This window comes from Herbaspirillum sp. LeCh32-8 (assembly GCF_017814915.1).
Classification (GTDB): Bacteria; Pseudomonadota; Gammaproteobacteria; order Burkholderiales; family Burkholderiaceae_D; genus Herbaspirillum.
In genome coordinates this window covers 104,826-129,753 of record NZ_JAGIPZ010000002.1, presented here as the reverse complement: position 1 = coordinate 129,753, position 24,928 = coordinate 104,826, and the positions used below count along the sequence as shown (strand labels likewise).

The 24,928-nt window shown below is 65.9% G+C and carries 20 protein-coding genes and 1 pseudogene; 7 read left to right on the top strand and 14 right to left on the bottom strand.

Annotation, left to right across the window (positions count from 1 at the left end; translation table 11 throughout):
* Window positions 1–125: 125 nt before the first annotated feature.
* The 3 genes from J8I26_RS05730 (at window position 126) to J8I26_RS05720 (ending at window position 4,335) form a co-directional block, all read left to right on the top strand.
* Window positions 126–1,331 carry a LysR family transcriptional regulator gene (locus J8I26_RS05730; protein WP_209605036.1) on the top strand — a complete coding sequence of 402 codons (1,206 nt, stop codon included), beginning with the start codon at window positions 126–128 and terminating at the stop codon, window positions 1,329–1,331.
* Window positions 1,332–1,614: 283 nt separating this feature from the next.
* Complete coding sequence (locus tag J8I26_RS05725) at window positions 1,615–2,943, top strand: aromatic acid/H+ symport family MFS transporter (RefSeq protein ID WP_209605034.1); 1,329 nt, start codon at window positions 1,615–1,617, stop codon at window positions 2,941–2,943.
* A gap of 51 nt (window positions 2,944–2,994) precedes the next feature.
* Window positions 2,995–4,335 carry a gallate dioxygenase gene (locus J8I26_RS05720; protein ID WP_209605032.1) on the top strand — a complete coding sequence of 447 codons (1,341 nt, stop codon included), beginning with the start codon at window positions 2,995–2,997 and terminating at the stop codon, window positions 4,333–4,335.
* Window positions 4,336–4,475: 140 nt separating this feature from the next.
* Here the strand turns inward: J8I26_RS05720 and J8I26_RS05715 are convergent, their stop codons facing one another.
* A complete protein-coding gene (locus J8I26_RS05715; protein WP_209605030.1) occupies window positions 4,476–5,495 on the bottom strand; it encodes a DUF4105 domain-containing protein in 1,020 nt (339 codons plus the stop codon).
* A 168-nt stretch (window positions 5,496–5,663) separates the two neighbouring features.
* Between J8I26_RS05715 and J8I26_RS05710 the strand changes: the two genes are divergently transcribed.
* A complete protein-coding gene (locus J8I26_RS05710; RefSeq protein WP_209605028.1) occupies window positions 5,664–6,008 on the top strand; it encodes a DUF3088 domain-containing protein in 345 nt (114 codons plus the stop codon).
* 13 nt (window positions 6,009–6,021) lie between these two features.
* Complete coding sequence (locus J8I26_RS05705; protein WP_209605026.1) at window positions 6,022–7,371, top strand: LLM class flavin-dependent oxidoreductase; 1,350 nt, start codon at window positions 6,022–6,024, stop codon at window positions 7,369–7,371.
* A gap of 263 nt (window positions 7,372–7,634) precedes the next feature.
* On the opposite strand, the gene J8I26_RS05700 is transcribed toward J8I26_RS05705, so the two are convergent.
* From J8I26_RS05700 to J8I26_RS05690, 3 genes are all read right to left on the bottom strand, one after another.
* Window positions 7,635–8,456: a MetQ/NlpA family ABC transporter substrate-binding protein gene (locus J8I26_RS05700; RefSeq protein ID WP_209605024.1), complete on the bottom strand. Its 822-nt coding sequence runs from the start codon at window positions 8,454–8,456 to the stop codon at window positions 7,635–7,637.
* Between the two features lie 122 nt (window positions 8,457–8,578).
* Entirely contained in the window at window positions 8,579–9,784 is a 1,206-nt protein-coding gene (locus J8I26_RS05695) for an acyl-CoA dehydrogenase family protein (RefSeq protein ID WP_209605023.1), read from the bottom strand.
* An 87-nt stretch (window positions 9,785–9,871) separates the two neighbouring features.
* Window positions 9,872–10,771, bottom strand: a complete 900-nt coding sequence (locus tag J8I26_RS05690) for a LysR substrate-binding domain-containing protein (RefSeq protein ID WP_209605021.1) — start codon at window positions 10,769–10,771, stop codon at window positions 9,872–9,874.
* Window positions 10,772–10,894: 123 nt separating this feature from the next.
* On the opposite strand from J8I26_RS05690, the gene J8I26_RS05685 reads away from it, so the two are divergent.
* Together J8I26_RS05685 and J8I26_RS05680 are read left to right on the top strand one after the other, a co-directional pair.
* Entirely contained in the window at window positions 10,895–11,374 is a 480-nt protein-coding gene (locus J8I26_RS05685) for a heme-binding protein (protein ID WP_245200148.1), read from the top strand.
* Between the two features lie 40 nt (window positions 11,375–11,414).
* Window positions 11,415–12,980: an MFS transporter gene (locus J8I26_RS05680; RefSeq protein ID WP_209605020.1), complete on the top strand. Its 1,566-nt coding sequence runs from the start codon at window positions 11,415–11,417 to the stop codon at window positions 12,978–12,980.
* On the opposite strand, the pseudogene J8I26_RS05675 reads toward J8I26_RS05680, so the two are convergent.
* From J8I26_RS05675 to J8I26_RS05630, 10 genes and pseudogenes are all read right to left on the bottom strand, one after another.
* Window positions 12,907–13,783: pseudogene (locus tag J8I26_RS05675) on the bottom strand (NAD-dependent protein deacetylase). The gene J8I26_RS05680 and the pseudogene J8I26_RS05675 sit on opposite strands and share 74 nt — an antisense overlap.
* Before the next feature lie 71 nt (window positions 13,784–13,854).
* Complete coding sequence (locus J8I26_RS05670) at window positions 13,855–15,951, bottom strand: EAL domain-containing protein (RefSeq protein ID WP_209605018.1); 2,097 nt, start codon at window positions 15,949–15,951, stop codon at window positions 13,855–13,857.
* 641 nt (window positions 15,952–16,592) lie between these two features.
* Entirely contained in the window at window positions 16,593–17,444 is an 852-nt protein-coding gene (locus J8I26_RS05665; RefSeq protein ID WP_209605016.1) for an ABC transporter permease, read from the bottom strand.
* Window positions 17,445–17,465: 21 nt separating this feature from the next.
* Window positions 17,466–18,275 (bottom strand): ABC transporter ATP-binding protein, encoded by an 810-nt coding sequence (locus tag J8I26_RS05660; RefSeq protein WP_209605015.1) that lies wholly within the window; start codon window positions 18,273–18,275, stop codon window positions 17,466–17,468.
* Window positions 18,276–18,475: 200 nt separating this feature from the next.
* The gene (locus tag J8I26_RS05655) at window positions 18,476–19,513 is read right to left on the bottom strand and encodes an ABC transporter substrate-binding protein (RefSeq protein WP_209605013.1); all 1,038 of its coding nucleotides are present in this window, start codon (window positions 19,511–19,513) and stop codon (window positions 18,476–18,478) included.
* Window positions 19,514–19,630: 117 nt separating this feature from the next.
* Window positions 19,631–20,878: a CaiB/BaiF CoA-transferase family protein gene (locus J8I26_RS05650; RefSeq protein ID WP_209605011.1), complete on the bottom strand. Its 1,248-nt coding sequence runs from the start codon at window positions 20,876–20,878 to the stop codon at window positions 19,631–19,633.
* Window positions 20,879–21,217: 339 nt separating this feature from the next.
* Window positions 21,218–21,814 carry a recombination mediator RecR gene (gene recR / locus J8I26_RS05645; RefSeq protein ID WP_209605009.1) on the bottom strand — a complete coding sequence of 199 codons (597 nt, stop codon included), beginning with the start codon at window positions 21,812–21,814 and terminating at the stop codon, window positions 21,218–21,220.
* A 13-nt stretch (window positions 21,815–21,827) separates the two neighbouring features.
* Window positions 21,828–22,130, bottom strand: a complete 303-nt coding sequence (locus tag J8I26_RS05640) for a YciI family protein (protein WP_209605007.1) — start codon at window positions 22,128–22,130, stop codon at window positions 21,828–21,830.
* 156 nt (window positions 22,131–22,286) lie between these two features.
* On the bottom strand, window positions 22,287–22,613 hold the full coding sequence (locus tag J8I26_RS05635) for a YbaB/EbfC family nucleoid-associated protein (protein ID WP_209605005.1): 327 nt from the start codon (window positions 22,611–22,613) through the stop codon (window positions 22,287–22,289).
* Window positions 22,614–22,693: 80 nt separating this feature from the next.
* The gene (locus tag J8I26_RS05630; protein ID WP_209605003.1) at window positions 22,694–24,817 is read right to left on the bottom strand and encodes a DNA polymerase III subunit gamma/tau; all 2,124 of its coding nucleotides are present in this window, start codon (window positions 24,815–24,817) and stop codon (window positions 22,694–22,696) included.
* Between the last annotated feature and the right edge of the window lie 111 nt (window positions 24,818–24,928).

Below are 24,928 nucleotides of genomic sequence, written 5' to 3'. Positions count from 1 at the left end.
CTGGGCCTTGTTGAATGTGCGCCGAGTATGCGTGAGCGATGGTCGCGCTTGGTTGCGTTGTATCCGTTCCTCTGTTCTAATTTTCTAATCGAGTTCAGAACGAACCTGCCCGGAAGGCCGTGATCATGTCCCTGCTCAACCTGCGTCACCTGCATGTCTTCAACGTGGTCGCCGCCACCGGCGGCGTGCGCCGCTCCTCCGACACGCTGCTGCGCGCCTCCTCGGCGGTGGCGCGTTCGGTCGCCGCGCTGGAGCAGAGCCTGGATACCCAGCTGTTCGAGCGCAAGGGGCGCGGCATGCTGCTGACCGCCGCCGGCGAGGCCGTGAAGCTGCGCGTGGATCGCATCGAGGCCGAGCTGCGCGAAGTGCGTGACGACGCGCTGCGCCTGCGCGAGCGCACCGGCAGCCAGGTCGCCAGCCTGGATGCGCTGTTCAACGAACGCCGCCTGCAGGCCACCACCCTGCTGGCCGAGACCCACCACATGCCGAGCGTGGCGCGCCTGATGGAGGTGTCGCCCTCGGCCGTGAGCCAAGCCATCTCGATGCTGGAAGGCATCCTCGGCCAGCCGCTGTTCTTTCGCACCGCGCACGGCATGCTGCCCACCGACGCCGGCCGGCGCTGGACCGAGCGCTTCGAGCGCGCGCTGGCCGAGCTGCGCCACATTCCCGCCGACATCGCCGCGCTGGCCGGCATCGTGCAAGGCACAGTGACCGTCGGCGCGCTGCCGCTGGCGCGCTCCCAACTGTTGCCCACGGCGCTGGCGCGCGTGCTGCAAAAACATCCCCGGCTGCAGATCCGCTCGCTGGAAAGCCCTTATGAAGAGCTGGCCGCCGGCCTGATGAGCGGACGCATCGACTTCATCGTCGGCGCGCTGCGCGCCTTTTCCAGCGACACCTTCGACATGCGGCCGCTGGTGGCCGACAGCGCCGTGCTGATCGCGCGCGCGGGCCATCCGCTGGCGGGCCGTCGCAAGCTGGCGCCGGCCGACCTCGACGGTTATCCCTGGGTGCTGTCGCGCGCCGGCACGCCGCTGCGCGAATCAATCGAACAATTCTTCCGCGACGGCGGCCGCGAGGTGCCGCGCCCGGCGGTAGAAACGGGCGACCTGGCGTTGCTGCGCGGCCTGCTGGTTTCCAGCGACATGCTGACCGTGATCTCGGCCCACCAGCTGCACCATGAAATCGCCACCGGGCAACTGACCGCGCTGCCCTTCGCCATGCGCGGCATGGAGCGCCGGATCGGCATCATGCAAAGAAAAGGCGCACACCTCTCGCCCGGCGCCCGCGCGCTGCAACAGGAAATCGAGGCGGCGGCCGCCTCCTGGAAGTAACTCGCGCCGCCTGCAACGGCGAGAATGCCCCGCCGGTGCGGCTGCTCGCCTCTTCGGGCCGCCTCCCTCGCCTCGTCCGGGCGCATTCCCGCAACATGTAAAAATCCACTCCAATTAGGAAATGGCAACGCTCACGCAGCCGAAAGCAATACTCGGCCACATCGGCGGACTTACACTCCTTTCATTGTCGAGGCAGGCCGTTTGCACTTCGGCAAGCATTTTTCAAGCCGCGTACACACAAGCGGCGCACTCCCCTATAAATTGATATCTACACGGAGACTTAATGAATACAGCACAATCGCTGGACGTGCGGGCGCACATCAACGGACGCAAGATGTCCGGCTACCAATGGCTCCTGCTGGTCCTCTGCTTCCTGATCGTGGCCACCGACGGCATGGACGTGGCCATCATGGGCTTTCTCGCACCCGGCATCACCAAGGAATGGGGCATCTCCCGCGCCGCCTTCGGCGTGGTGATGAGCGCCGCGCCGATCGGCCTGGCCATCGGCGCGCTGCTGGTCGGCCCGCTGTCGGACCGCTACGGCCGCAAGAAACTGCTGATGACCGCCGTGACCTGGTTCGGCATCTTCAGCCTGGCCTCGGCCGCCGCGCATGACGTGGTGACCTTGTCGGCGCTGCGTTTCCTGACCGGCCTGGGCCTGGGCGCGGCCATGCCCAATGCCACCACGCTGCTCTCCGAATACGTGCCGGAACGTTCGCGCAGCACCCTGCTGGCAATCATGTTCACCGGCTTCAACCTGGGTTCGGGACTGGTGGGCTTCATGGCCGCGGCGCTGCTGCCGGAGCACGGATGGCGTGCGGTGCTGGTGGCCGGCGGCGCGATCCCCCTGCTGTGCCTGCCGTTCTATCTGTGGCTGGTGCCGGAGTCGGCGCGCTTCATGGTGGTGAAGAACTATCCCGCCGACCGCGTGGCGCGTACGCTGTCGCGCGTGTGCGGCGGCGAGTTCGCCCCCGGCCAGACCTTCAGCGTCAGCGAGCCGCAGGTCAAGAGCGCGCAGCCGGGCAAGGTGCTGCTGTCGAACTCTTACCGCAAGACCACGCTGTCGCTGTGGGGCACCTACTTCATGGGCCTGCTGGTGATCTATCTGCTGTCGGGCTGGTTGCCGACGCTGATCAAGGACGCCGGCCTGCCCATCGAGAAGGCGGCCAGCATCACCGCGCTGTTCCAGCTGGGCGGCACCGTCGGCGCGCTGGTGGTAGGCTACCTGATGGACCGCTGGTCGCCCAGCCGCGCCATTGCAGCGGCCTATGTCAGCGGCGCCGTGTTCATCCTGCTGCTGGCCTCGGGCAGCGTGCAGTCGGGCATGTTCGCGGCCTACGTGCTGCTGGCGGGCTTTTGCATGAGCGGCGCCCAGACCGGCCTGAACGCCTTCGCGCCGTCCTGCTATCCGACCGCGGTGCGCGCCACCGGCGTGTCGTGGATGCAAGGCGTGGGCCGTTTCGGCAGCATCCTCGGCTCGTTTGCCGGCGGCGTGCTGCTGTCGCTGGGTTGGAGCTTCGGATCGGTGATCGCCATCCTGGCCGTGCCGGCCGCCCTGGCGGCGCTGATCATCGCCTTCATTCAACTGGGCCAACGCCCGGTGACCGCATAAACTGTAAATAAGCTGCACTACAAGCTTCACTGGAAATAGGAAACAGTCGTCATGGCAAACATCGTAGGCGCAGTCGCTACGTCGCATACCCCCACCATCGGCTTCGCGCTGGACGCCGGCAAGCAGCACGACCAGGTCTGGTCGCCGATCTTCAAGGCCTACGAGCCGGTGCAGAAATGGCTCAAGGAAAAGAAGCCGGACGTCATGCTGGTGGTCTACAACGACCACGTGACCTCCTTCTTCTTCGACCACTACTCGGCCTTCGCGCTGGGCGTGGGCAGCGAGTACAAGGTGGCCGACGAAGGCGGCGGCGCGCGCAAGCTGCCGCCGGTGGGCGGCCATGCGGCGCTGGCGCGCCATATCGGCAGCTCGCTGATGGCCGACGAGTTCGACATGTCCTTCTTCCAGGAGAAGCCGCTGGACCACGGCTGCTTCTCGCCGCTGTCGATGCTGTGGGAACACCAGGAAGGCTGGCCCGGCAAGATCATCCCGCTGCAGGTGGGCGTGCTGCAGTTCCCGATCCCGACCGCGCGCCGCTGCTACAAGCTGGGCCAGGCGCTGCGCCGCGCCATCGAGAGTTATCCTGAAGACCTCAACGTGGTGCTGGTGGCCACCGGCGGCCTGTCGCACCAGGTGCACGGCGAGCGCGCCGGCTTCAACAACACGCCGTGGGACCACCGCTTCCTCGACCTGCTGGAGAACGATCCCGAGACCCTGGCCAACCTGACCCACGCCGAGCTGGCCACGCTGGGCGGGCTGGAAAGCGCGGAGGTGATCATGTGGCTGGTGATGCGCGGCGCCATGCCGGCCGGCATCCACTGCCGCCACCGCGAGTACTACCTGCCGTCGATGACCGGCATCGCGGTGGCCGTCTATGAACCCGCCGCTGACGACAATGCCGTCGAATCCGCCCTGCAGGCGCGCCGCGCAGAGGAGCACCGCGCGCACGTGGCGTACCAGCTGGACGGCATCGAGAAATTGGAAGGCACCTACCCGTTCACGCTGCAGACCAGCAACGAGCGCTACCGCGTCAACCGTTACCTGTATCAGCTGATCCAGCCGGCCTTCCGCGAACGTTTCCTGGCCGACCCGGCATCGACCTATGAAGAAGCCGGCCTCTCGCCCGAAGAGCGCGACATGATCAGCCGCCGCGACTGGCAGGCCATGATTCGCTACGGCGTGATCTTCTTCCTGCTGGAGAAGCTGGGTGCGGTGGTGGGTGTATCCAACCTGCACATCTACGCCGCCATGCGCGGCCAGTCGCTGGCCGACTTCCAGCAGACCCGCAATGCGCCGGGCGCGCTGTATTCGGTGGCGGGATCGGCCTCGGACCGCGCGGCCGACTGGAACGCCGGCAAGGATGCAAGCGCAGGCAAGACCGGCACCCAATAATCACGGTGAGCAGCTCCTGCCGCCCGCAGGGGCCGGCGGAGGTCGCCCGGGGACGGCAACGTTCCCGGGCTTTTTTATGGCCTCGACAGCGGCCGCCACAGGCCGAGGCATCAATGCGGGTCAATGCGGGTCAGCACGGCTCAACGCAACTCCGCCTCGCTCACGCCGGGCACACCGCGCCGGATGGCCTTGGAATAGTGTTCATCCGTGCCGCCGTCCAGCGCGCGCTGCGTGATGCGGCCGGCGGCTTTCAGCTCCTCGAAGGAATGACCGTCCACCAGGCCGCCATGGTCGTAGGCGTACTCGGCGAAGTAGCCCGACAGCAGCAACCGATAGTTCAGCGGCAGCGTGGGCGACAGCCGGCGCGCCAGCTCGAATACGATGGTGGTGCAATTGCTGGTGAGCGTGTTGTAGAACCTCGGCTCGGCGCGCAGCTGGGCCGCGCGTTCCAGGTAGCCGAGGAAGACCAGCCGCAGCTGCTCGGGCCGCAGGCGCAGCCGATACAGATAGACGTCCTCGCCGCGCGCATTGGTGCGGGTGCGCACGATATCGCTCTCGTCGGCGGCGACGATGACGGTTTCGAAACGGCGGAAGAAGCCGCCCAGGGCGGAGAAGCTCTCGCCCTTTTCGCGCCGGATCTCCAGCGAGAACACCAGCCGCCGGCCATCGGCAAAGCCGAAGGACACCAGCGTGTGCGCGATCGCCGGGCCCATCCAGTACGACAGCAGCAGGTCGGCCGAGACCAGTTGGCCGAGATCGTAGCGGCGCGTTTCCCAATGGGCGTCGTAGTCGGTCTCGCTGCGCCAGGCGAAGTTGCGCACGTTCTCCAGCACCACTTGGTCGCCCTGTACCTGCGAACCCAGCATGCGCGCCACGTCGTCGGCCCATACACGTTCATGGCTGGGCACGATGGTGTGCCACCACGAGAACATCAGCACCACGCTCAACACGAAGGCCGCCGGCGCCCAGCGCCAGATGCCGCTCCAGCCGGCCAGGGCCGCCAGCGTAGCCAGTGCCGGCAGGCACCAGAGGCCGATCACGGCAATGCGAAGCCACACCGGACCCGGCAGCTGGAACCACAATGCGAATGAACCCCACGCCGCCAGGCCGGCAACCATCAAGGCCAGCGGCAGCAGCAACAGCAAAGAAAGAAAACCCATCGGCAGTCGTCAGTAGTCAGTAATCGTTGTTGATCGGACGGCACGGCCCTCCCCGGGCACGTTGGCATTGTAGCGCCGGCCCGCATATGGTTATGCAGATATATTCGTGGCCGCTGCATCGTCGGCGACCCAGAATCTTTCGATCACCACTCAAAGGAAACCTGCGCCATGAGCCGCGACCTGCTGCTGTTGCTTGAACACGGTTTTACCGACCCCGCCCATCCTGCCCAGAGCTTCGTCTGCCCTGACGGCATTCCCGTTGAAGGCCTGCTGGCGGGCGATCCGGAACGCGCCAGAGGGCTGGACATCAAGCGCCTGCCCTTCACGCGCCCGCGCGCCGAGGTGGTCGCCTTGCTGGGCGAGCAGCACCAGGGGCTGCCGGTGCTGATCCTGGGCGACCAGGCGCCGCCGCCGGAGGATGCGCAATCGGCCAACGGTCGCCGCTTCGTCACCGACACCCGCCGCATCCTTGACCTGCTGGCGCAACGCCACGGGTTCCCGCGCGTGCATTGAGCGGAGCCTCGCCATGAGCCAGACCACCGCGCCGCGCCAGTTGCACCTGAACGTCAACATCCTGCACTCCGGTTTCATCCCGTCGGCCTGGCGCCTGCCGGAGGCCGACCCGCTGGCCTTCACCGATGCCGCTCACTACGTCAAGGTGGCGCGCATCGCCGAGGCCGCCAAGTTCGACGCGGTGTTCCTGGCCGACAATGCCTCCATCATCGAGCAGATCGACTTTCGCCCGATCACGGCGCTGGAGCCGACCGTGCTGCTGGCCACCGTCGCGGCGGCTACCACGCACATCGGCATCATCGGCACCGCCTCCACCAGCTATAACGAGCCGTACAACATCGCGCGCCGCTTCGCCACGCTGGATCATGTCAGCGGCGGTCGCGCCGGCTGGAACATCGTCACCACCGCCGACCCGGGCTCGGCGCGCAACTTCGGGTTGGACGCCGTCCCCGACCACGGCGGCCGCTACGCGCGCGCCGATGAATTCACCAGCGTGGTCAAGGCCTTGTGGAACAGCTGGGAAGACGACGCCGTCATCGGCGACAAGGCCAGCGGCCGCTTCATCGACGAGTCCAGGGTGCGCCCGATCTCGCATCGCGGCGCGCACTTCAGCGTGCAGGGCCCGCTGAACCTGCCGCGCACGCCGCAAGGACAACCGGTGCTGATACAGGCCGGCGGCTCCGGCGACGGTCGCGAGCTGGCCGCGCGCCATGCCGAGGCGGTGTTCTCGGCGGCGCACACGATAGAAGAATCGCTGGCTTATAGCCGCGCCATCAATGAACGCGCCGCCGCACTGGGGCGCGGGCCGCATGCGGTGAAGATCCTGCCGGGCCTGGCCACCATCGTCGGCGCCACCGAAGCGCAAGCGCTGCGCCGGCGCGACGAGCTGGTCGACATGATTCCGTGGAGCTACAGCCTGAAGCGGCTGGCCGGCACGCTGGGCATCCCGGTCGAGCGCCTGGAGCTGGACAAGCCGCTGCCGGCCGACCTGGCGCTGCCCAACGGCGGCAACGGCAACCACACCTTCTTCCACGCCACGCTGTCGCTGGTGAAGAGCCGCGCGCACACGGTGCGCGACGTGATCCGCGCGCTGTGCGGCGGCGGCGGCCATCGGGTGCTGGTCGGTACGCCGGAACAGATTGCCGATGAGATCGAGCGCTGGTTCAAGGCCGGCGCAGCCGACGGCTTCAACCTCATGCCCGATGCGCTGCCCAGCGGCTTGCAGGATTTCGCCGATGGCGTGGTGCCGATCCTGCAGCAACGCGGCCTGTTCCGCACTGAATATGTGGGGCGCACACTGCGCGAACATTTCGGCCTGGCGCGGCCGGTCAATCTCCCTGCATCATCCGCGCAGGCCGCCTGAGGCCTCTGCCAATCTTCCTTTCCGCACCGCGAACGACACTGGGTCCCGGCCTGCGCCGGGATGACGGGCAAGTGGTCACTTGAGACTCCACCGGCGTTGCCAACCGCCTAGGTGTCGTCCCTGCGAAAGCAGGGACCCAGTGACGTTTGTTGTGCCGCTCATGCCTCGGCGGGATGCAACGAAAGACGCTGGGTCCCTGCTTTCGCAGGGACGACGGATGATATTTGTTACTTCAATTGCATATCGGCCGCACGAGTCGTCTTTCAGTTCTTTTTCGTACTGCCAAAGTAATCCGGCAACGTGAAGCCGTCATAGAAGCGCTCGCTGCGGATCGCCTTCTGGAAATTCTCCGACCGATACGCCTCCACCAGGTCGCGCGCGTAGGCATCCGACTGGCGCGTCTTCTTCACTGCCAGCACGTTGATGTAGGGCGGCTTCATGTCTTCAAGGATAAAGGCTTCGGACAGCTTCAACTTGGCGAAGATGGCGAAGTTGCCCTGGATCGCGGCGAAGTCGGCATCGTCCAGCGCGCGCGGGCCCTGGGCGTTTTCCAGCAGCACCAGCTTCAGGCCGACCTTGTTTTCCACCACGTCCAGCTCGGTGACGTCGACCGGCTTGTTCTCGCGGATCCTGATCCAGCCCAGCCGCTGCAATATCCACAGGGCGCGCTGCAGGTTGACCGGGTCGTTGGGTACGGCCACGGTGAAGCCCTTCTTCAGGTTCTTCAGGTCCTTGTGCTTTTTGGAGTACAGCCCCATGGGGGGAGTCGGCACCTGCACGATGCCGACCAGGTCGGTCTTGTTGCGCTCGTTATAGGAGTCGAGGAACACCGTGTGCTGCATCACGTTGGCGTCGATGTCGCCCTTGAAGACGGCGCTGTTGGCCTCCAGCCCGGTACTGAATTCGTAGTAGCGGACCTTGTAGCCCTTCTTTTCCAGCTCGGGCTGCACGCCCAGCTTGAATTCGTCGATGTAGGGCCCGGGTACGAAGCCCACTTTCAGCTCTTGCGGCGCGGCGTGGGCCGCGTGAATCGATGAGATGACGAGGGCGGACAACAACAGCGTGGACAGGATTCGTTTGAACATCGGGAGGGTCGCTTTCTCAGTGGTCGTGAATGAACTGCAGAAAGTGTATGGACCCGCCCGATGCAACGGAACGAAGTTATCCGCATGTCGATATCCGCCGGCCGATGGACCGGCGTGAAGCGTCAGGCGTAGGCGTTGCCGAAGCGCTCGTTGTGCGGCTCGCCGTTGAGGTGGAAGTTGCCCACCGCCGCCTCGCGCTGGATGGCCGGGTTGTGCGAGGCCAGCGTGCGCGCGTTGCGCCAGTGGCGATCCAGCCGGCGTGTTTCGCTGGTGGCGGACGCGCCGCCGACTTCGAACAACAGCGTGGTGGCCTCCAGCACCTGGCCGATGACGATCTGCTGCGCTTCGAAGGTGTGGATGTCGAGCGCGTCGTAGTCCTCGGTGCTGACGGTGCCGGCGGCGCGCGCGGCGTTCAGTGCGTCCTGCTCGCGCGCAATCGACAAGGTCAGCTGCTCGGCCGACCACGCCAGGCTGGCCAGGCGCCCGACCACGCGGTGCACCAGCGGGTTCTCGCGCGGACTGGAGTTGCCGGGCACGCCGAAGGTGCGGGTGCGCGGGCGGGTGAACGCCAGCGCGTCGCGCAGCGCGGCGCGCGCGATGCCGCTCAGCGTCGCCAGGTGGAAGGTCTGGTAGAAGGAGGTGATGATGCTGTTGCGGCGCGGCTGCGACACGTGGTAGCGATCCAGCACCTGGTCCTCCGGCACCAGCACGTTGTGAAAGCGGGTGGTGCCGCTGCCGGTCAGGCGCTGGCCGAAGCCGTCCCAGTCGTCGATGCGCTCCACGCCCTCGGCGTCGGCGCGCACCAGCACGTTGAAGTCCGACTCGCGGTCGTGCGCGCGCACCAGCACCCAGTCGGCATAGAGCGTGCCGGTGGAATAGTATTTCTCGCCGTTCAGGCGCAGGTTGCCCTGCGCGTCGCGCTCCAGCAGCGCTGAGTTGCCGGTGGCGGCATTGCGCTCGGAAGTGGAGGCGCCGAAGCTCTTGCCGCCGGCGATCACGCCCAGCCAGCGGCGGGTGTCGGCATCGTCCTTGCGTTCGCGCAGCAGCTCGGTAAAGCCGGCGTTCACGCGCAGGATCTGCGGCAGGTTGGACTCGGCCTCGCCCAAGCGGATCAGCAGCGAGAAGTAATCCTCCAGGCTGACGCCGGCGCCGCCCTGCTCGACCGGCACACGCAGCGAAGAGAAGCCCGCCTCCTTCAGCTGCCGCACTTCCTCATAGGGCAGGCGGCGTTCATTCTCGCGCGCGATCGCGCCCTCGCCGATGCGGGCGAACAGGTCGGCGAAACGGTGGTGCAGCGCCTGGGCAGACGCGTTCAGTGAGGTGCTCATGATGTCCTTTGCAAGGGGTAGCCTGACAAGGATTATCTGGCAGCACACCAGCGCGCCGAACGAAGGAAATCGGATATCTATATACGCTCAGGAGGCGACTGCCGGCACCTGCGAGGCCGGGCTCTTGCGGATCGCCGCCACCATGTTCTTCACCGCCGGCGAATGCTCGAAGCGACGAAACACCGCAGCCACCTCGGAGCCGATGGCCGCGCCCGCCAGCGGCCGGTAGACCACGTTGGGCAGGTCCACCACCCGCGGCAGTACGCCCGGCACCACCGCCACGCCGGCGCCCACCGACACCTCGGCCAGCACCGCCAGCAGGCTGCCGGGGCGATGCTCGCTACGCGGCGCAAAGCCGCCGCGCCGATAGATCTCGCGCGAGCCCAGTTCCTGCTCGGGCAGGATGAAGGCCTCGCCGGCCAGCGCGCGCGCCTTGACCGTGCCTGGCTGTTGCGCCAGCGCGTGGTCGGCCGGCAGCGCCAGGCAGAAGCGGTCGCGCAGCAGCACATGGCTTTGCAGCGACGGCGCCAGCGCCACCGGCATGCGCACGAATGCAATATCGACGCGGCCCTGCTCCAGCGCGTCGGACAGACGATCCATCGGCCATTCGCGCGCCTGCACCGTGGCTTGCGGCCAGCTGCTGCGAAACGCGCTGATCTGCTGCTGCAGGATGCCGCCGAACACCGCCGATCCCACGTAGCCGATTTCGACGCGACCCAGCTCGCCGCGCCCGGCGCGCCGGCCCACATGCAGCGCCTGGTCGAACTGCGCCAGCACCGTACGCGCCTCCTGCGCAAAGGCCTCGCCAGCCGAGGTCAGCGCCACCGAACGCTTGGTGCGCACGAACAGCTGCGCCTGCAGCTTGCGCTCGATCTCCTGGATCTGTACCGACAACGTCGGCGGGGCGATGTCGAGAATCTCCGCGGCGCGGGCGAAGTGCAGCTGTTCGGCCACGGTCAGGAAGTAACGCAGGTGACGCAGCTCCATGGGTTCTCTCCTTTTCATTAATTAGGTATCAGCTAATTAATTTCAAAAATTTCAGTATTGAAACGAATTATAGGGGCTGGTTGAATGAGGCCTCTCCCAACCCGCTTTTTCAAGGAGCCGAACATGTTCAGCAAACCCCTTTCCCTCGTCCTCGGAGCCGCCGCGCTGGCCGCCGCCCAACTGGCCTCGGCCGCCAACCTGCCGACCCAGCCGGTGCTGACGCTGGCCGCCGCCCAGCAGGTGATCCAGGCCGCGCAAGCCAAGGCGCAGGCCGAGAACTGGCCTTGCGTGATCTCCGTGGTGGATGCGGCCGGCCTGCCGCTGGCGCTGGTGCGCATGGATAACGCGGCGGTGCCGGCCGGCGTCGAGATCGCCCCGGGCAAGGCGCGCACGGCCGCGCTGTTCCGCCGTCCCAGCGGCGCGCTGGAAGACGCCGTCAACGGAAACCGCCCGGCCGCCGCCACTGCGCGCGGCTTCGTGCTGATGCGCGGCGGCTTGCCGCTGGTGGCTGACGGCCAGATCGTGGGCGCGATCGGCGTCTCGGCCGACACCCCGCAGCACGACGAGGAAATTGCCAAGGCCGGCGTGGCTGCGCTGAAGTAAGCCGCATCATCCAACCACACGGGAGCAAGGAGGAGACGCCATGCGCACCCTGTTTTCCACCGCGGCGGGCCGGGTCCTGCTGACCGCCTCGGCCGGCTGCGCCATGACGGTGCTGGACACCAATGTAGTGGGCATCGTGCTGCCCGCCATTGCACGCGACCTGGGTGCCTCCTTCGCCGACATCGAATGGGTGGTGAGCGCTTACGTGCTGTGCTTCGCCGCGCTGCTGCTGCCGGCCGGGTCGGTGGCCGACCGCTATGGCCGCAAGCGCGTGTTCCTGTGCGGCATCGCCTTGTTCGCGCTGGCCTCGCTGGCGTGCGCTTGGGCGCCTACCGCGCAGGCCCTGTACGCGGCGCGCGCCTTGCAGGGCGTAGGGGCGGCCTTCCTGCTGGCGCCGGCGCTGGCGGTGATCGGCCACGCCTTCCATGACGAAGGCGAGCGCGCCCGCGCCTGGGCGGTGTGGGGCGGCATCATGGGATTGACCATGGTGCTCTCACCGCTGATCGGCGGCGCCATCAACGCGGCGCTCGGCTGGCGCTGGGCCTTCGCCGTCAACCTGCCGATCTGCCTGGCGCTGGCGGCGGCGGTGCTGCGCCATATTCCCGAATCCAAAAACCCGGCGCCGCGCCCGCTCGATGTGCCGGGCATCCTGTCTTTCTCCAGCGCTGTCTTTCTGCTGACCTGGGCCCTGATCACCGGACCCGAGCACGGCTGGAGCAGCGTTGCTTGCGTCGTCCGGGTGGCCGGCGGCGCTTTTTTATTCGCGCTGTTCATCGCCGTCGAGCGCCGCGGCGCGCATCCCATGCTGGAGCTATCGCTGTTTCGCTCGCCGGGCTTCGTGGCGGCGGTGGCGGCGATGTTCGCCTATGCCGCCTCGGCGCAGGTGATGGCCTCGCTGCTGCCGCAGTTCCTGCAGAATGCGCGCGGCCTGTCGGCCGCGCAGGCCGGGCTGGCCATGCTGCCCTTTGCACTGGCGATGCTGCTGTTGCCGCAACTCGGTCGACGCCTTGGCACGCGCATGTCCTCGCCGCGCATCCTGGCCCTGGGCCTGTGCGTGACGGCGCTGGGCAACCTGCTGATGATCTGGGCCGCGCGTTCCGGCAGCGCCTGGCCGACCGTGCTGGGCATGGCGGTGCTGGGCAGCGGCGGCGGCCTGCTCAACGGCGAGACACAGAAGGCCATCATGGGCAACGTGCCGCGCGACCGCGCCGGCATGGCCTCGGGGATCAGCACTACCTCACGCTTTACCGGCGTGCTGGCGGGATTCGCGGGATTGGGCGCGGTGCTGGCCGAAGGCGCGCGCGGTGCGATGCTCAATGCGTTGGCCACGCTGGAAGGCGGCCGCGCGCTGGCAGAGCGATTCGCCGAACGCGCCATGGCCGGGGATTTCGACGATGCCGCCCGCCTGTATGGGCATCAGGGCGCCGGCGCGGTGACGCTGGCGCGACACGCCTACGGGCTGGGCTTCTCGCACGTGTTCATGGCGGCGACGCTGCTGGCACTGGTGGCCGCCGCGGTGGTGGGCTGGTCGCTCAAGCGCTCTTCCCGGCCAGCACTCGCGTCGCCAGCTGCGGCAGAACGCTTTCAGCAGACGCCCCGATCTTGAAGGTCAACAACGCGTCGGCGCGCGTCACTCCGCGATTGATCGCGGCCACCGGCTTGCCGGCCTCGGCCGCCATGCGCGCAAAGCGAAATCCAGACAACACCATCAGCGAAGTGCCGACCACCAGCATGGCGTCGCAAGCGCGCGCGGCCTGTTCGGCCTCGGCGCTGCGCGCCGCCGGCACACCGTCGCCGAAGAACACCACGTCGGGCTGCAGCATGCCGCCGCAGCGGCTGCAGGCCGGGATATGGAAGGCAATGTCGGCATCGGGTTCCAGCTGGGCGTCGCCGTCGGGCAGGATCGTCGCCTCGGCCCGGGCCAGCGCCGGGTTGAATTGCTCCAGCTCGTTCTGGATCTGGGCGCGTTCATAAACCGTACCGCAGGACAGGCAACGCACGGCGTGGATGCTGCCATGCAGCTCGATCACATCGCGCGCCGGCTTGCTGGTGCAGGCCGTCGACGTTCTGCGTCAGCACGGTGGACAAATGGCCGCCGGCTTGCAGCTGGGCGATGGCGCGATGGGCGGCATTGGGCCGGGCCTGCGCCAGGCGCGGCCAGCCCAGCATGCTGCGCGCCCAATAGCGCTTGCGGGCGGCTTCGGAGGAACGGAATTCATCGCCCTGGATGGGCAGGCGGCCGCGACGCACGCCGTCGTCGTCGCGATAATCGGGAATGCCGGAGGCGGTGCTGATGCCGGCGCCGGACAGCACCAGCACCTTCTTGTGGGTCAGCAGCAGGTGCGCCAGCGCGTCCAACTGGTAGGGTGATACATCGGCTGGCGCGTTCGCTTGCGGGATGTCGTTCATGGAGGCCGTCACGGTAAAAGCAACAGCGTGCAGCGTAAGCGATTTTGGCCGGGGCTGCCGGCTACTGTCGCTCAGGCGCTGCGCTGCTGGTCCACCGGCAGGCTGATCACGTCCTGCTCGGCCAGGCTTTGCAGCGTGGCCGGGCGACCAAATAGGAAGCCCTGCCCTTCATGGCAGCCCTCCTGCTCAAGGATGGCGCGCTGTTCTTCCGTCTCCACCCCTTCGGCCAACACCGACACGTTCAGGCTGTGACCCAGCGCCAGGATGGCGCGCACGAAGGCCTTGGCCTGCTTGCTGGTTTCCAGCTCCTTGATGAAGCTGCGGTCCAGTTTGATCTTGTCGAATGGGAAGGAGCGCAGCGTTTCCAGCGAGGAATAGCCGCTGCCGAAGTCGTCCATGGCGATGGTGACGCCCATGGCCTTGAGCTGCTGCAGCAGATGCAGCGCGCGATCGCGGTCGACGATGATGGCGGTTTCGGTGACCTCCAGCTCTAGGCGCGAGGCTGGCAGGCCGGTGGCGGCGAGCACCGAGCGCACCTTGTCCACCAGGGCGGCGTTGGACAGCTGCACCGCCGACAGGTTGACCGCGATGCGCGGCTGCAGGTCCCACTGCGCCGCCTCCCGGCAGGCGTGCTCCAGCACCCAGTCGCCGATGGCGCCGATGGCGCCGCATTCCTCGGCAATCGGGATGAACACCGCCGGCGACACCAGTCCGTGCACCGGATGGTTCCAGCGCAGCAGCACTTCGTAGCCGGTGACTTCGTCGCTGTTGACCGAACGCTGGATCTGGTAGTTCAGGAAGAACTGGCCACTCTCCAACGCGCTCCAGATGTCGCGCGCCATGGTGCGGCGCGCGCGCGAGACTTCGTCCATGTTGGCTTCATAGAAGCAGATCTTTTCACCCAAGCTCTTCTTGGCGCGGTACATCGCCAGGTCGGCGTTGTTGAGCAGTTGTGCGCGGTCCTCGGCGTCGCCGGGATACATCGCCACGCCCAGGCTGGCGCCAGGCGCCATATCGGTCTGGGCCAGGTGCAGCACGGTGGTCAGCGCGCGGTACAGGCGGGTAATGAAATCGGCCAGCGCGCGCTCCTGGCGGAACACCTTGCAGGCCACGAATTCGTCGCCGCCCAAGCGCGCCACCAGTTCGCCCTCGCCCGAGAGCGCCTTCATGCGGCGCGCCAGCTCGCACAACACCTGGTCGCCCAGGGCGTGGCCGAAGGCGTCGTTGATCTCCTTGAAGCGGTCGAGGTCGATGCTGATGACGGCGAGCTCCTGCTCGCCCGGGCGCAGCGTGGCCATGGCTTCGTCCAGCCGCTCCAGGAACTGCAGGCGGTTGGGCAGGCCGGTCATGGCGTCGTGGCGGGCGAGGTAGATGATCTTCTCGCGGCTTTCCAGCTGTTCGGTGCGGTCGCGGGTGATCTTGGCGAAGCCCAGCAGCTCGCCATTGTCGCGATAGATGGGGTCGATCACCACGTGCGCCCAGAAGCGCGAGCCGTCCTTGCGGAAACGCCAGCCTTCGTCCTCGAACTTGCCTTCGTTGAGCGCAATGGCGAGGTTCTTGGCGGGCAGGCCGGCGGCCTTGTCGTCCTCGCCATAGAAGAGCGAGAAATGGCGCCCCACCACCTCACTGTCGAGATAGCCCTTGGCGCGCTGGGCGCCGGCGTTCCAGTTGGCCACGGTGCCGTCGGGATTGAGCATGTAGATGGCGTAGTCGGTGATGCCCTCCACCAGCAGGCGGAAGCGGTTCTCGGTGTCGCGCAGCGCCTCCTTCATGTTCATCTGCTCGGTACAGTCGCGGGTGATCTTGGCGTAGCCCAGCAGCTCGCCGTTGTCGCGGTAGATGGGATCGATCACCACGTGCGCCCAGAAGCGCGAGCCGTCCTTGCGGATGCGCCAGCCCTCGCCTTCAAAGCGGCCCTCGCGCAGCGCGGTTTCCAGCCCGCGCTGCGGCAGGCCGGCGTCGCGCTCGGCGGCGGCATAGAAGGTGGAAAAGTGGCGGCCGATGATGTCATCGGCGGCATAGCCCTTGAAGCGTTGGGCGCCGGCGTTCCAGTTGGCCACCACGCCATCGGGACGCAGCAGATAGATCGCGTAGTCGGTGACGCCCTGCACCAGCAACTTATAGGTGGCTTCTGAAGAGTATTCGGTTAAATCGTCTTGCTGCGCCATTGCGCGCTTCCCCCGGTCATTGCCGGCTCGTCCCGGCCGGCAACCTGATCGTGTGATGGCAGTCCTTGTGCGGCGCGACGCGGTTGTGGCCGACGATCTTGCGACACGGACATCTTATAGCCTGATGTGACAAGTATTTTAACCGGGCATGTCCACGGGTTCATTCAGGAAAAACATTAAAAATAATGAAATATCAAATCAGCAACAGAAATATTTCGCCATCCAAAAATGGCGTACGGGTGCCTCTACCGGCGCATTCATTCTCATGCCGTGGAACATAGTCGCATCCCCTGCACGTTCTTCCCAAGAACACAGAGAAAGCTCATGCATGGCCCCCTCTTTTCCCTTCTTAATGAATAAAAAGTGCGTGATTGATGACTTGCCTGATTCCCGATAAGGCCCAAGAGCAACTTTTGATGAATGGCAACTCTTCCATCAAAAGTTTGAAACCCAAGAGGGATCCGTTGAGCCACGGTTCGCAACCGCCGTTCCGAGCATGGCGTTATCCGAATGTCGTAACGATCATGCAGGAAGGCACAAATTTGAAAAGCTGCACGGCAGTGCATCCATGCGGCGCAAATGAAAAGAGGCGGACAAATGTCCGCCTCTTTTTTTAACATCCCTCAGCTTGCGCCATGCGCTCAGAGCTTCTCGGTCTCGCCGCTCTTGGGCTGCCACTTCATCAGGCGCTTCTCGATCACTGCCACGGCCAGGTCCAGCACCAGCGCGAACACCGTCAACACGACGATGCCGGCGAAGACTGTGTTGATGTCGAACGTGCCTTCGGCCTGCAGGATCAGGTAGCCGACGCCGCGCGCCGAGCCCAGGTACTCACCCACCACGGCGCCGACGAAGGCCAGGCCGATCGAGGTGTGCAGGCTGGAGAACACCCACGAGGTGGCTGACGGCAGGTAGACCGTGCGCAGCAGCTGACGCGCGTTGGCGCCCAGCATGCGGGCATTGGCCAGCACCACCGGGCTGACTTCCTTGACGCCCTGGTAGACGTTGAAGAACACGATGAAGAACACCAAGGTGACTGCCAGTGCGACCTTGGACCAGATGCCCAGGCCGAACCACATGGCGAAGATCGGCGCCAGGATCACGCGCGGCATGGAATTGGCCGCCTTCACGTAGGGATCGAGGATGGCGGACGCCGTCGGCGACAGCGCCAGCCACAGACCGACGCCCAGGCCCGAGACGGTGCCGATGAGGAAGGCCAGCACGGTTTCGGTCAGGGTGACCAGCAGGTGCGAATAGATCTCTGCCGGGAAGCTGAGCGTGAAGAAGGTGGTGTCGCCGAAGCCGACTTCGAGCGAACCGCTGCCGACGGTAAACCACTCCCAGATGCGTTGCGCGACCTTGATCGGCTCGCCGAAGAAGAAGGCGGTCTGCGGGTTGCGCGTGGCGATGTGCCACACGGCCAGCACCACCACCAGCACCAGCAGTTGCCAGAATCGGATGTTCTTGTGATTGGGTTTCAGTAATTTCCACATGTTGCTGACTCTCGCCTCTGATTACGCTGCGCGCTTCTGTTGTTGATAGCCCTTGAGCACTTCATCGCGCAGGACGTCCCAGATCTGCTGGTGCAGTTCCACGAAACGCGGATGCATGCGGATCTCGGCCACGTCGCGCGGGCGCGGCAGGTCGATCTTGAATTCACCGATGGGATGGGTGCCGGGACCGGCGGCCAGCACGATCACGCGGTCCGACATGGCGATGGCCTCGTCCAGGTCGTGGGTGATGAAGAGCACGGCTTTCTTCTTGGCGTTCCACAGGTCCAGCACTTCGTTTTCCATCAGCTGGCGGGTCTGGATGTCGAGCGCGGAGAAGGGCTCGTCCATCAGGATGATGTCGGGGTCGAGGATCAAGGTCTGCGCCAGCGCCACGCGCTTGCGCATGCCGCCCGAGAGCTGGTGCGGATAGCGGTCGCCGAAGCCTTGCAGGCCCACGCGCGCCAGCCATTGCTCGCCCAGCTGCTCGGCCTCCTTCTCGCTGTGGCCGCGGTATTGCAGGCCGGCGATCACGTTTTGCAGCGCGCTGCGCCAGGGCATCAACGCTTCGGCCTGGAACATGTAGCCGGCGCGCTTGTTGATGCCGGTCAGCGGTTCGCCGAACACCTTGACGCTGCCCGAGGACGGGTGCAGCAGGCCGGCGCCGACGTTCAATAGCGTGGACTTGCCGCAGCCGGTCGGACCGACCACGGAAACGAATTCGCCGGGCGCGATCGCCAGGGTGGTGTTGGCGACCGCGGTGTAGCGCTGCGATCGGTCATCCTTCGATACGAAGGTGCAGGTGATGTCGTCGAAATGGAGTGCTGGAGTCATGACTGTCTGGGCCGGCGCTGCGCCCGGTTGTTGTTGCGTGGTGGTTCCGGCTTGCCTGGGGTGCTGCTGATATTGCCGATGCTGCAGGTCATGCATGAATGACCGGGAGGGCTTGTTGCCGCGTCAGATGCACAAATGCCCGTTGCCGGGCATTTGTGTCTGGTTCGCGTCGGATGGGAATCCGGCTGCCCTCGCCTGCCTTACTTGTACTTGGCGTTGGCCTTCTGCGCGAACGAGTTGGTGAAGGTCTTGGACAGATCCACCTGCTTGTCGGCCACCGAGGCGTCGAAGGCCTTGAGCGTGCGCAGCGCGGTGTCCGGGCCGCCCGGCGGGAAGTAGCCGTCCGGCGACATCGCCTGGCGCACCTTCATGAAGGCGTCGATGTAGAGCGAACGGTCGCCCAGCAGGTAGCTTTCCGGCACGGCCTTGATGATGTCGCCGGGGCCGGCCTTCTGAATCCACTTCAGCGCGCGCACCATGGCGTTGGTCAGCGCCTGGGTAGTGTTCGGATACTTCTGGATGAAGGCCGCCGGTGCGTACAACGTCGCTGCCGGCATCGGGCCGCCGAAGACGTCGTTGGTGTCCTTCAGGGTGCGGGTGTCGGCGATGGTCTTGATCTCGTTGTGCTGTTCCAGCATGGAGATCACCGGGTCGAGGTTGGCGATGGCGTCGATCTGGCCGGAACGGATTGCCGAGATCGCGCCGGCGGCGGCGCCCACGCCGATGAAGGAAACGTCGGTCGGCTTCAGGCCGGCCTTGGCCAGCACGTAGCTGGCCATGATGCTGGTCGACGAACCCGGCGCGGTGACGCCGATCTTCTTGCCCTTGAGGTCGGCGATGCCCTTGAAGTTGGGCATGGTCTTGTTGTTGGCCGCCAGCACGATCTGCGGCGCGCGGCCTTGCAGCACGAAGGCGGTGATGGCCTGGTTCTTCACCTGCATCAGGATGGTGTGCTCATAGGCGCCCGACACCACGTCGGCGCTGCCGCCCACCATGGCCTGCAGAGCCTTGGCGCCGCCGGCGAAGTCGGAGATCTCGACCTGCAGGCCCTCATCCTTGAAGTAGCCGAGCTGCTCGGCGATGGTCAGGGGCAGGTAGTAGAACAGGTTCTTGCCGCCCACGGCGATCGAGACCTTGGGCTTTTCCAGCGCTTGCGCGCCTGCGCTGCCGTTGAACGAAAAGTAGCCGGCCAGGAACAGGCCTCCGGCGATTGCCAACTGCTTCCAGCTGAATTTCATTGTGTCTCCTCCGGGTATCGTGGATGGGTGTTGCATCTTGCGGCTTCATCAGGCGCAGGGAAGACCACGACCCTCGTCGGCTCCTCCCTGTGTTGCACCTGTATTCAGGTTACCTTGTCAGACGACGCCTTCGTCGCGCAGCCGTTTTATTTGGGCTTCATCATACCCCAGCGTCTGCAGGATTTCATCGCTGTGGGCGCCCAGCTCCGGCCCCAGCCATTTGGTCTGGCCGGGCGTCTCGGACAGCTTGGGCGTGATGCCCGGCAGCTTGACCGGCGTGCCGTCGGCGAACTGGTGCTGCTCGAACATGCCGCGCGCCAGGAATTGCGCGTCGGTCATCATGTCCTTGACCGAGTAGATCTTGCCCACCGGGACATCGGCGCCCTGCAGGGTCGCCAGCGCCGCGTCGATGGTCTGCGTGTCGCACCATTGCTGGATGGCGATATCGATCTCTTCGGTGCGCGGCACCCGCCCGTCGTTGCGCGCCAGGCCCGGGTCATTGGCCATGTCGTCACGACCGATGGCCGCCATCAGGCGCTTGAAGATGGCGTCGCCGTTGCCGGCGATGACGATGTTCTTGCCGTCGCCGGTGGTGTAGGTGTTCGAGGGCACGATGCCAGGCAGCGCGCCGCCGGTGCGTTCACGGATGACGCCGGCGTGATCGAACTCCGGCACCATCGATTCCATCATGTTGAACACGGCCTCGTACAAGGCCACGTCCACCATCTGGCCCTGCCCTGCCACGCAGTCGGCGCCGGCCTTGCCGTTCCAGCGACCGCCGGTGGCGTCGCGGTGGCGCAGCGCCATCATGGCGCCGATCACGCCGTGCAGCGCGGCGATGGAGTCGCCGATGGAGATGCCGATGCGCACCGGAGGACGATCCGGATGCCCCGACACGTAGCGGATGCCGCCCATCGATTCGCCGATGGCGCCGAATCCCGGCAGGTCACGCAGCGGGCCGGTCTGACCGTAGCCCGACAGGCGCACCATGATGGTGGCGGGGTTCAGCTTCTTCAGGTCTTCGTAACCGAGGTTCCATTTCTCCAGCACGCCGGGACGGTAGTTCTCGATGATGACGTCGGCTTCCAGCGCCAGCTTCCTGGCGATGTCCTGGGCCCGTTCGTCCTTCATGTTAAGGGTGATGCTCTTCTTGTTGCGCGCCTGCACCGACCACCACAGCGAGGTGCCGTCCTTGAGCACGCGCCATTGGCGCAGCGGGTCGCCGTTGCCGGGCGCCTCGACCTTGATAACCTCGGCGCCGAACTCGGCCAGCATGCGCGAGCAGAACGGGCCTGCGATCAGCGTGCCCAGTTCGAGCACCTTGATGCCGGCCAGCGGGCCGGGCTTGGATGTGCTTGTCGTCATATTGCGTGCAGCCGATGCCGCGTGCGCCTCATGCGCCTGCGAAGGACATCCGCTGCTTCTCCTGTTGCCGATTATTGATTCTTGTCGCCGCTGCCGGATGCCTGCGCGGTAACGCGGTCAGCCGGCGCACGCCGCGCCCGGTAAGCGCTGCTGCACTGCCACATGCATGACGTCGTACGTGCATGTGTGAAAAGCCGACATTTTATTGCAGCACGCGCAGGATGTCGCGCAATTTGAGGGAATTATTAGGGGCGAATGGGACAAGCGCGCAATTTTCTGCTGCCAGGTGAGGAAAGCACCGCACAATGTGCGCCGATCGCTCGCCTTCGGGAGATTTTCTCAGGTGGCGCGGCGGTCCAGCATCGCGCGCGCGATGGTGCCGGCATCCACATATTCCAGCTCGCCGCCCACCGGCACGCCGCGCGCCAGCCGGCTGACCTTGAGGCCGCGCGACTTCAGGGTCTCGCTGATGTAGTAGGCGGTGGCTTCGCCTTCGTTGGTGAAATTGGTGGCCAGCACCACCTCGGCCACCACGCCGTCGGTGGCGCGGGTGATCAGTTTTTCAAGATGGATGTCGCGCGGGCCGATGCCGTCCAGCGGCGAGAGACGCCCCATCAGCACGAAGTACAAACCCTTAAAGGTCAGGGTCTGCTCGATCATGATCTGGTCGGCCGGATTTTCCACCACGCACAGCAGCGTGTGGTCGCGCTGTTCATCCTGGCAGGTCTCGCACACGACCTGCTCGGTGAAGGTGTTGCACAGCGCGCAGTGGCGAATGGTGTCGAGCGCGCGCGCCAGCGACTTGCTCAGGTCGGCGGCGGCATCGCGGTCGTGCTGCAGCAGGTGGTAGGCCATGCGCTGCGCGGTCTTGGGACCGATGCCGGGCAGGCGGCGCAGCGATTCGGTCAGCAGGGTGAGGCTGGAGGGAGTTTTCAAGCCGGCTCTTGGTTCAATTACGGTCGACGGTATAGCGGAAGGCTTCAAGCGCTTCAGCCGTCATCGAGGGGACAAATTCGGTGATCTCGTACTCGGCCACGCCGGCGATGAAAAAGGGATCGGATTCGACGATCGCCTCCATCTCGGCGCGGTCGCTGCAGTCGGCCAGGATGATGCCGCCGGTGCGCGGAACCTTGCGGCCCGACATCAGGAACACGCCATCCGCATATTGCTGGTTGAGGAATTTCTTGTGCGCGGTCAGCAAGGAATCGATTTCGCTCGCCGGCTTGGTGTACGTGATCGAGATGACGAACATGTTGCCTCCACAAAGCAATACTGCACTCCATCGGACTTGCATACCGCACCAACTCCGCCCCGGGCCTTCACCCGAGGCGGCAGGATCTCATCACGACCCTGCCCTGCCACCTGCGACCGCTTGCCGGCCCTGCCTTGATATCTGCGATATCGGCAATCAGAACGGCATCTTGAAGCCCGGGGGCATCGGCATGCCGGCGGTGACGCCCGACATCTTTTCCTGCGAGGTGGCTTCGGCCTTGCGCACGGCGTCGTTGAAGGCGGCGGCGACCAGGTCTTCCAGCATATCCTTGTCGTCAGCCAGCAGCGACGGGTCGATCGAGACGCGCTTGACGTCATTCTTGCAGGTCATCACGACCTTCACCAGGCCGGCGCCGGACTGGCCTTCGACCTCGATCAGCGCCAGTTGCTCCTGCGCCTTCTTCATGTTGTCCTGCATTGCCTGGGCTTGCTTCATCAGGCCTGCGAGTTGACCTTTCATCATGGTATTGCTCCTTGTTTCAATTCATCGAATTTTATCTTGTTTGGCGCAGCGCCCGGCAAAACGGCGGGGCCGCCTGCGCCTCACAGCGGGTGGATCGATCCGGGCACGATGGTGGCGTTGAATTCACGCATCATCGACAACACGAAGGGATCGTTCTGCATCTTGTGTTCGGCCTTGCGCTGGCGGTCGGCGCGATCGGCCTCAGCCACCGCGTTAGCGGTGTCGGCGACGGCGCCGATCTCGGTTTCCACGCGCACTTCCCGGCTGAAACGCTCGGACAGGGCGGCAATGAGCTTCTCAATGCTGCCTGAAGAACGCAGGGTTTCGAACGGGATGCGCAAGTGGAAGCAGACGTTGCCGCCTGCCAGCGCCTCGCAGCGCACCAGCTCGCTCTGGAAGGCCATCTGGTGCGCCACGCCGCGCAGCGACAGGCTGGCGGCCAGCGTCGGCCAATGGCCGTCCCAACCCATTTCGGCGGCAATGCGCGCGGTTTCCTGCTTCTGCGCGGGCGTGGCGGGCGGACGCTGCGGCGCCGATACGCGCGGCGCAGCCTGCGCCGCTACGGCGACGGACTCCAGGTCGGGGCCGGGGGGAATGAACGATTCAGTTTTTTTTTGAGCGTCGAAACCGGCCGGCATCGAATCTTCTTCCCACGGCGGGATGGAATCGAACGGTGGCGGTTCGGGCATGTCCGGCACGGCGGAGGCCATCGGCACGGCGGGCTCGGGCGCGGCCATCGGCGCTGGTGCAAAAGCGGGCGTTTCAGCCGGTGCCGGCGCTGGTGCAGCCGCGGCCGGCGCCGGACGCGCAGCGGGCGCCTTGCCGCCCTTGAGCGATGCGCGCACGGCCATCATGGCGGCCTCGCGCGCCGAGGCGGCCGGGCTCAATGCCGCCGCCGGCGCTGCGGGCGCCGATGTTACCGGCGCCGGAGCAGCGACAGGAGCAGGAGCGGCAGCCGCAGGCTGCGCTTGCGGCGCAGGACGGCTGACCGGCGCGCTGGCCACCGCCGCCTGCGGCGCCATCAGCGGCGCTGCCTGGCGCGGCGCCGCGGGACGCGGGACCGATGCGCCGCCGGCGGCGGGCACCGGCGTCGCGGCGCTGGCGCTGACCGGACGGAAAGCCAGCATGCGCAGCAGCGTCATCGAAAAACCGGCGTATTCGTCAGGGGCCAGGCCGAGTTCGTTTCGGCCGTGCACGGCGATCTGGTAGAACAGTTGCACATGCTCCGGGCTGAACTGCGAGGCCAGGCGAATCACGTCTTCGCGATTGGGCAGGTCGTCGGCCAGCGCGGCCGGCACGCTTTGCGCCAGTGCGATCTGGTGCAGCAAGGTGCCCAGGTCCTGCAGCGCCGCGTTGTAAGACAGGCTGCGGGTGGCCATGTCGTCGGCCACGCCCAACAGCGATGCGCCGTCCTGCGCGGCCAGCGCGTCCAGGATGCGGATCAGGTAGGACTGGTCGAGCGCGCCCAGCATGCCCTGCACCGCTTCTAGCGATACCTTGCCGGCGGCGTAGGCGATGGCCTGGTCGGTCAGCGACAGCGCGTCGCGCATCGAGCCGGAGGCGCCCTGGGCCAGCAGGCGCAAGGCCTGCGGGTCGAACTCGATGTGTTCCTGGTTCAGGATGTTGTCGAGATGGCCGATGATGTGGCCCGGCGGCATCTGCTTCAGGTTGAACTGCAGACAGCGCGACAGCACGGTCACGGGAATCTTTTGCGGATCGGTGGTGGCCAGGATGAACTTGATGTGCTCGGGCGGCTCTTCCAGCGTCTTCAGCATGGCGTTGAAGGCGTGATTGGTCAGCATGTGCACTTCGTCGATCATGTAGACCTTGAAGCGGGCGTTGGATGGCGCGTAGACCGCCTGCTCCAGCAGCTGCGCCATTTCATCCACGCCGCGGTTGGAGGCCGCGTCCATCTCGATGTAGTCGACGAAGCGCCCTGCATCGATCGCCACGCAGGCTTCGCACACGCCGCAAGGCGCGGCGGTGATGCCGCCGTTGCCATCCGGGCCGACGCAGTTGAGCGATTTGGCCAAGATGCGCGAGAGCGTGGTCTTGCCCACGCCGCGGGTGCCGGTGAACAGGTAAGCATGGTGCAGCCGCTGCTGTTCCAGCGCATGCGTCAGCGCGCGTACGACGTGTTCCTGGCCGACCAGGGTGTCGAAGCTGCGGGGACGATATTTACGGGCGAGAACTTGATAGGACATGGGCGATGGCTGCGGTCGGCTTTTTGGCTCAGGGGGGCATTTTAAGCTATTTCGCCGCCGTCATCGCCTTTGGCGTATGCCGACGCGCCGACCGCGCCGCGCATGGCGCGC

What these genes read in the sequence shown, in the direction of transcription:
- J8I26_RS05685 (WP_245200148.1), top strand. Translation starts at nt 10,895, where the DNA reads ATGTTCAGCAAACCCCTTTCCCTCGTCCTCGGAGCCGCCGCGCTGGCC.
- J8I26_RS05725 (WP_209605034.1), top strand. Translation starts at nt 1,615, where the DNA reads ATGAATACAGCACAATCGCTGGACGTGCGGGCGCACATCAACGGACGC.
- J8I26_RS05730 (WP_209605036.1), top strand. Translation starts at nt 126, where the DNA reads ATGTCCCTGCTCAACCTGCGTCACCTGCATGTCTTCAACGTGGTCGCC.
- J8I26_RS05655 (WP_209605013.1), bottom strand. Translation starts at nt 19,513, where the DNA reads ATGAAATTCAGCTGGAAGCAGTTGGCAATCGCCGGAGGCCTGTTCCTG.
- J8I26_RS05670 (WP_209605018.1), bottom strand. Translation starts at nt 15,951, where the DNA reads ATGGCGCAGCAAGACGATTTAACCGAATACTCTTCAGAAGCCACCTAT.
- J8I26_RS05695 (WP_209605023.1), bottom strand. Translation starts at nt 9,784, where the DNA reads ATGAGCACCTCACTGAACGCGTCTGCCCAGGCGCTGCACCACCGTTTC.
- J8I26_RS05710 (WP_209605028.1), top strand. Translation starts at nt 5,664, where the DNA reads ATGAGCCGCGACCTGCTGCTGTTGCTTGAACACGGTTTTACCGACCCC.
- J8I26_RS05660 (WP_209605015.1), bottom strand. Translation starts at nt 18,275, where the DNA reads ATGACTCCAGCACTCCATTTCGACGACATCACCTGCACCTTCGTATCG.
- J8I26_RS05690 (WP_209605021.1), bottom strand. Translation starts at nt 10,771, where the DNA reads ATGGAGCTGCGTCACCTGCGTTACTTCCTGACCGTGGCCGAACAGCTG.
- J8I26_RS05715 (WP_209605030.1), bottom strand. Translation starts at nt 5,495, where the DNA reads ATGGGTTTTCTTTCTTTGCTGTTGCTGCTGCCGCTGGCCTTGATGGTT.
- J8I26_RS05720 (WP_209605032.1), top strand. Translation starts at nt 2,995, where the DNA reads ATGGCAAACATCGTAGGCGCAGTCGCTACGTCGCATACCCCCACCATC.
- J8I26_RS05635 (WP_209605005.1), bottom strand. Translation starts at nt 22,613, where the DNA reads ATGATGAAAGGTCAACTCGCAGGCCTGATGAAGCAAGCCCAGGCAATG.
- J8I26_RS05640 (WP_209605007.1), bottom strand. Translation starts at nt 22,130, where the DNA reads ATGTTCGTCATCTCGATCACGTACACCAAGCCGGCGAGCGAAATCGAT.
- J8I26_RS05665 (WP_209605016.1), bottom strand. Translation starts at nt 17,444, where the DNA reads ATGTGGAAATTACTGAAACCCAATCACAAGAACATCCGATTCTGGCAA.
- J8I26_RS05650 (WP_209605011.1), bottom strand. Translation starts at nt 20,878, where the DNA reads ATGACGACAAGCACATCCAAGCCCGGCCCGCTGGCCGGCATCAAGGTG.
- J8I26_RS05630 (WP_209605003.1), bottom strand. Translation starts at nt 24,817, where the DNA reads ATGTCCTATCAAGTTCTCGCCCGTAAATATCGTCCCCGCAGCTTCGAC.
- J8I26_RS05680 (WP_209605020.1), top strand. Translation starts at nt 11,415, where the DNA reads ATGCGCACCCTGTTTTCCACCGCGGCGGGCCGGGTCCTGCTGACCGCC.
- J8I26_RS05705 (WP_209605026.1), top strand. Translation starts at nt 6,022, where the DNA reads ATGAGCCAGACCACCGCGCCGCGCCAGTTGCACCTGAACGTCAACATC.
- J8I26_RS05700 (WP_209605024.1), bottom strand. Translation starts at nt 8,456, where the DNA reads ATGTTCAAACGAATCCTGTCCACGCTGTTGTTGTCCGCCCTCGTCATC.